This is a genomic window from Nostoc sp. NOS(2021), from assembly GCF_017115025.1.
GTDB lineage: Bacteria > Cyanobacteriota > Cyanobacteriia > Cyanobacteriales > Nostocaceae > Nostoc.
In genome coordinates this window covers 1-5,514 of the sequence record NZ_JABXKM010000065.1, presented here as the reverse complement: position 1 = coordinate 5,514, position 5,514 = coordinate 1, and the positions used below count along the sequence as shown (strand labels likewise).

Here is a 5,514-nt window from a genome sequence, read left to right as displayed (position 1 = left end):
ATTCCCAAGGACGGTACAGCGAAGCGGAACCACTGTATAAAAAAGCATTAGAACTCCGGCAACGGCTGCTGGGAGAAGAGCATCCCGATGTCGCCTCCAGTTACAACAACCTGGCAGGACTCTACCATTCCCAAGGACGGTACAGCGATGCGGAACCACTGTATAAAAAAGCATTATCAATTGCTGAACTTAGCTTAGGAATAGATCATCCCAGTACAGCCACTATCCGTAAAAATCTGAAATGGTTGGGCGATAATTATACTTAATGCTAATGTGTAAAAAAATTATAAATTATCTGTTCCTTTGATGAAACCGCGATCGCCTCTTCCACATTAGAAAAGCGATCGCTCTCTCAAGTCGATTGATTTTATTTTGACCTGCGATCGCTCTCTCAAGTCGATTGATTTTATTTTGACCTGCGATCGCCAATGACAATCAAAAAAAGGAATGAAAAGGATCTGACCTTCATATTTGCTAGGCTGACTGCAACACGCAAGTCGCCAAATCAGCGCAGATGGGTGTGCGATCGCCGCAATATCGGCGTTACTGAATAAAGGCAAGTCCCAAAATTCACATTGAGTCAAGATGCTAAATTGAAAAAACTCCGTTACTGGAATGTCAGTAACGGGTTCTATGTTAACTAGCTTGATTAATACGTCGTTTTAACTCAGCCTCTAATTGTTCTGGAGTGCTGACCACTACCCCCGGTTTCGCTCTCATGATGCTGAGGTAATGCTGAAATGCCTCCTCATCCTGGGGGTTTGATATCACATATTGTCTTAATTCTTGCTCATTAAGAGTTAAATAGTCTGTCATCGGATAATGTTCTCCCCATTACTAAGAATTTCTATTTGGATGGTTTCGCCTATCAAAATCACGATTCGGCTTGTCCTCTGATCAAATCTAACCAATGCTATATCTCTAAGCAAATTACTAGCCCGAACACAAAAGTCAAAGAATGCTTTAAGTTGTTCGATGGTCGGTTCCATACCTTTTACCATTGAATAAAATTAAATCGGTTCATTCGTGACAAGTTAGGATAACATTGCTTTTGTCAATTATAAATTCCGCTGAAAAGACTGATAGCGATCGCGCAAGCGCTGCCTAAGATTAGCTAAATTATACTGCTGGACAAATTGATTTCGCTGTTGTTGAGCTTTTTTGCGACGCTGCTCTAGGTAATTGTCGATTTCTTGGCGATGGGTGAGATATAGCAATGGACAAGGAGGTTAGGACATTAACTGATGATAAAACCTATATACAAACAGACTTTCAACCCAGTCCCCAGTAAAGAGTCCCCTGCTATAAGTCTTTCCCCTCCACCCCTTTTGCCCTATGTCCAATGCCCAATTAATTCAACGGTTCCATAATGGCTCTTAAACCATTGCTAGAGAGTCTTTTGAGCATTTCTTTAGCGTTATATTCACTGCTAAATACTCCTGCTTGCATAACTCTTTGACCTTGCCAAACTGTGGGAAACGCACCAGGAACAAGCGATCGCACTAAATCTTTATCCCGATCAGTGAAGAGTGTAACTACTACGCGATAACGTACACCGAACTGTGTCGCAGAGTTCCCGCCATCGGGCATACTTGCAGAACTTGTTTGCATATTGCGAGTATTATCAATGGGAATATTCTGATCAGGAAGTGGTAAAAGTGCTGAAGCACCTGGGGTAGCAGTTTCTAGTATTGGTAATGGCTGCTGTGTTTGCTCCCTGATACTTGGGGCTGGTGGCTGTGCAACTGAATTGGATGGATACTCAGGAGCTGTAAAGTCAATTGTATTGGGATCGATCCGTACATAATTCAACTGTGGTGTATCAGGTAGCTCTGCTGGACTAGAAGTTGCAACTTGAGTGTCAGTTGGTATTTGTCTACCTGACAAGCTGCTAGGAGTAGGAAAACCGGCAACTTTAGAGGTGGCTTGCTGTTGATTGGATATGGGCGCAGAAAGTGGTATATTGGCTGGGAACAATGGCAGCAGTTGACTGTTTAATTGTGTAGAAACAGGATTATTTGCTGAAATGCTGTTGCTGGTTTGCCCGTTGGTAGTTTCAGAGATTTCGGGAGCCGAGAAGGTGATTTCCCCAGTTGGTGGTTTTTCTCTTAACATATTGTTGGGGACAGGGGCAGATTGAGAATTTTGATCTACTAGTGCTGTTCTACCGTTAATATCTACTTTGCCAGTGATGCGATCGCTCACAAGGTTATTACCAGCAGCAGAAATCAGCTGTTTAGCAGCGCTGGCGTTAATATCGTAGCGAGCATTATTTTGAAATGCATTACCCCCAGGTTCGGATGCACTACCCAAATCTGGCATTGCTTGAGCGATCGCAACTAAACCATCTTCTTTATTATTTTGAATAGAATTATTCCGCAAAATCGGGCGGGCATTTGCTTGCACCACAATTCCAGTTCTATTGTTCTGAATTTGATTGCCGATGATTACAGGAGCAGCATTTTGGGCAATATTAATCCCAAAACCCGTTTGCTGAAAGACATTTTCTTTGACTTGAGGATGGGAGTTACCGGCAATTGTGATGCCATTGGCTCCATTGCGATCGAAGTAATTCTTGCTAATGGTGGGAGTAGCATTACCACTGACGGAAATGCCATCTTGGGTACTACCAGTAAATGTATTTTCCGCGACTACCGGATTGCTAGATTCAATCCATAAACCGTAACCACGGGGGTTAGAGTTCGTCACCGTTACACCAGTGAGCAAGGCTTGGTTTGCTCCAACAATTGCGACGTTTTGACCGGCAAAGCTCCGGCTCAGGTAATCACCGCCTCCCTGAATGATAATGTCCTTACCTTGATTGCTAGGGTTGCCTTGAATTGAGATACCCGGTTTCAGCATTAAGGGAAATTCCTCTCCTGTCTCGGCGCTATAAGTGCCCGTGGAGAGCATAATTACAGTATTGGCGTTAGCTAATCGCAACGCTTGGGTAATCGTTTTCACAGGAGCGGATTCGCTGCCATTGCCTGCCTTGTCATCTCCGACACTTGGGTTGACAAACAGCACGTTAACCTGAGAATTTGTTTTTTCACCCAGAGGTGCTGAATTTGGTCTCGATGGAATCTGAGCGATCGCGCTACCCAGGCTTGTACCCAGGAACGCCATACTTGCGGCTCCCATACTTACGGTAAGTGATAATACTGAAAAACAAAAAAATAAAAGCCTTGCTGATTCCAGAAACTTCAGCTTTGCAAGCAGAACATCTACTCTGGGGTACTTAGAAAACACACGGTTGGGAATCATATTTAACACAACTCCTTATAAGTAAGAATAAATTCTTATACTCTTAGAAAGTATTATGTCGATAATATTACTCACATATTGACCGATTGGCGATACTTAATACAGAGTAAACTGAGTTCGATGTAAAAAAAAGCCTGAAAACTAGACAGAGTAAACTTTATAGCAATATATGAGCGCGTAAGATGATGTCAATAATCTTCTATAAATGACACCGAACTCAGGTTTGTTAATTCCAGTGCAGAAATTCCAGAATTTATGCGTAGAATTCCTAGAGATGAGTTAAAGCAGTTTTTGAATACCTCAGTTAACTATGGGGAGCAACAGTTTTTAGTCGGATTATAGTTAAAAGTTAAATCGATTATGATTGAAAAAATAACAGGTGAATCTCAGGTACTCGATACTCTTGAAAAGATGTATATCGGACGTTTCACAACTGAAGAAGCGTTAGAGATTATATGTAGTATTTTTCGGGAAAACCTTGCCCATTTTTCAGCTATAGAGAACATACATAATGCGGGCAAGATTGCTAATCTCCTTTCTGTCAAGCTCTTTCCATCTCGCATATTAAGCAAAGTTATAGTTCAATGGATTCAACAGGAACGCTATCAATAATTTACGGATGACCCAGACTTAAAATATGCTATTTTAAGAGGCTGTGCAGTTTTAGTTCTGGCTATAATCGAAGAAAACCCTTCTAAAACACTAAGTATTACAGCAAATAAATTGTTTAAATACATCGAAAATATAGGTGCATTACCAGAAGATTATATCGAGTGAATATGCAAAAGTTGTAAAGTGAAAAAGAATGTAGAGACGTTACATGGAAGTGACTTTTAGCATGGGTCGCTCTAACTGGATTGCAATTTTCTGGTGTATCGGCTCTGTCGAGTCCAGGATTAGCTTGTCGTTTACCGTAAAATACTTGACTAATCTTAGTGCAAAACTGTAGCCTCAAACTACCCCGATCGCAGCTTATAGGAACATGGGATAATTGACTGTAACCCTCACTACTACGTTGTTTTGCGTAGATTCAGCAAAAATTGAGTAAAAAAAAGCAAATTAATTAACTTATGGTTACTAAGATATATGATAATTCACACTTCGATGAAAGCACTAACGGGGTTGTTGTAATGGTCGAGCCATACAGCCAAAAAGAGCAAATACAGCAGGTTGTCTACCGCATTTTAGATGCTAATTTAGACCGCGCTCGTGAGGGCTTACGAATTATCGAAGAATGGTGTCGGTTTGGATTGAATAATGCTCAGTTGGCTCTTGAATGCAAGCGCCTGCGACAAGAGGTAGCAAAGTGGCATACCTCGGAATTGCGGGCAGCGCGAGATACACCAGGCGATCCTGGGACTGAGTTAACCCATCCTCAGGAAGAACAACGAGCTAGTATCAAATCGGTATTGCAAGCTAACTTTTGCCGCATAGAAGAAGCATTGCGGGTGTTGGAAGAATACAGCAAGCTTTACCAGCCTAATATGGCTAAAGCTTGTAAGCAGATGCGCTATCAGGTTTATACCCTAGAAAGTAGTTTAATGGGTCATCAGCGCCATCAATTGTTATGGCGATCGCGTTTGTATTTTGTTACTTCCCCTAGTGAAACTTTATTGAACACCGTCGAAGCTGCACTCAAAGGTGGGTTAACGCTTTTACAATACCGCGACAAAACCTCTGATGATTCTTTGCGTCTGGAACAAGCGAGAAAATTACGGCAGTTATGCCACATCTACGGTGCTTTGTTTATCGTTAACGATCGCGTGGATGTAGCTTTAGCTGTGGATGCAGATGGGGTGCATCTGGGACAACAAGATATGCCCATTGCTGTTGCTCGGCAATTACTCGGTTCCCAGCGTCTGATCGGTCTTTCTACCACAAATAAAGAAGAAATGCAAGCAGCAATTGCTGAAGGTGTAGATTATATTGGCGTGGGGCCAGTTTATGAAACTCCTACGAAAGTAGGTAAGGCAGCAACAGGTTTAGAATATGTCAGCTATGCTGCCAAAAATTGCTCAATTCCCTGGTTTGCTATTGGGGGAATAGATGCCAATAATATCAATGATGTGATCGATGCCGGAGCCGAACGTGTAGCGGTGGTGCGATCGCTCATCCAAGCCGAACAGCCTACCCTAGTGACGCAATATTTGCTCTCCCAACTCAATCGCATTAAACCAGAACCTTAAAAGAGTCATTTGTCATTAGTCATTTGTCATTAGTCATTAGTGAATAACCAATTCCCCACTCCCC

The 5,514-nt window shown here is 42.2% G+C and carries 7 protein-coding genes; 3 read left to right on the top strand and 4 right to left on the bottom strand.

The annotated features are described in order from the left end of the window. A partial coding sequence (locus HWQ41_RS07765) for a tetratricopeptide repeat protein (RefSeq protein ID WP_292761209.1) occupies positions 1-266 on the top strand: 266 nt, incomplete at its 5' end. A gap of 66 nt (positions 267-332) precedes the next feature. Here the strand turns inward: HWQ41_RS07765 and HWQ41_RS07760 are convergent. From HWQ41_RS07760 to HWQ41_RS07745, 4 genes are all read right to left on the bottom strand, one after another. After that, complete coding sequence (locus HWQ41_RS07760; protein ID WP_292761207.1) at positions 333-584, bottom strand: hypothetical protein; 252 nt, start codon at positions 582-584, stop codon at positions 333-335. 52 nt (positions 585-636) lie between these two features. Then, positions 637-816: a hypothetical protein gene (locus HWQ41_RS07755; RefSeq protein WP_100899738.1), complete on the bottom strand. Its 180-nt coding sequence runs from the start codon at positions 814-816 to the stop codon at positions 637-639. Between the two features lie 242 nt (positions 817-1,058). Next, positions 1,059-1,217, bottom strand: coding sequence for a hypothetical protein (locus tag HWQ41_RS07750; RefSeq protein WP_292761204.1), 159 nt, complete (start codon positions 1,215-1,217; stop codon positions 1,059-1,061). A gap of 133 nt (positions 1,218-1,350) precedes the next feature. After that, positions 1,351-3,264 (bottom strand): DUF1565 domain-containing protein, encoded by a 1,914-nt coding sequence (locus tag HWQ41_RS07745; protein WP_292761202.1) that lies wholly within the window; start codon positions 3,262-3,264, stop codon positions 1,351-1,353. A gap of 360 nt (positions 3,265-3,624) precedes the next feature. Between HWQ41_RS07745 and HWQ41_RS07740 the strand changes: the two genes are divergently transcribed. Next, positions 3,625-3,876, top strand: a complete 252-nt coding sequence (locus HWQ41_RS07740; RefSeq protein WP_292761200.1) for a hypothetical protein — start codon at positions 3,625-3,627, stop codon at positions 3,874-3,876. 458 nt (positions 3,877-4,334) lie between these two features. After that, positions 4,335-5,450, top strand: coding sequence for a thiamine phosphate synthase (locus tag HWQ41_RS07735; protein WP_292761198.1), 1,116 nt, complete (start codon positions 4,335-4,337; stop codon positions 5,448-5,450). Positions 5,451-5,514: the final 64 nt, after the last annotated feature.